1 pseudogene is annotated in these 329 nt (G+C 34.0%); it reads left to right on the forward strand.

The features are described from left to right. Window positions 1–329 (forward strand): annotated as a pseudogene (locus FOT98_RS31390) (excinuclease ABC subunit UvrA); the annotation flags it as partial.

Below are 329 nucleotides of genomic sequence, written 5' to 3' on the forward strand. Positions count from 1 at the left end.
AAGGGTGTAACGCGTGAAATATTATCAAAAGTAAACGCATTAATTGATATTGGTTTAGGATATCTATCCCTAAATCGTGGAACAGACACTTTATCAGGCGGCGAGGCTCAGCGAATAAAAATTGCAAAATATTTAAGCAGCTCATTATCTGATTTAGTTTATATTTTTGATGAACCTAGTGTTGGGTTACACCCACATGATATTATCCTTATTAAACAAGCACTAACTAAACTAAAAGAACAAGGTAATACAGTTATATTAGTTGAACATAATCCTAGCATCATAGAAATGGCTGACTATATTGTAGAAATGGGACCAAAAGCTGGGAC

This window comes from Bacillus sp. HY001 (genome assembly GCF_007558965.1).
Taxonomy (GTDB): Bacteria; Bacillota; Bacilli; order Bacillales; family Bacillaceae_G; genus Bacillus_A; species Bacillus_A mobilis.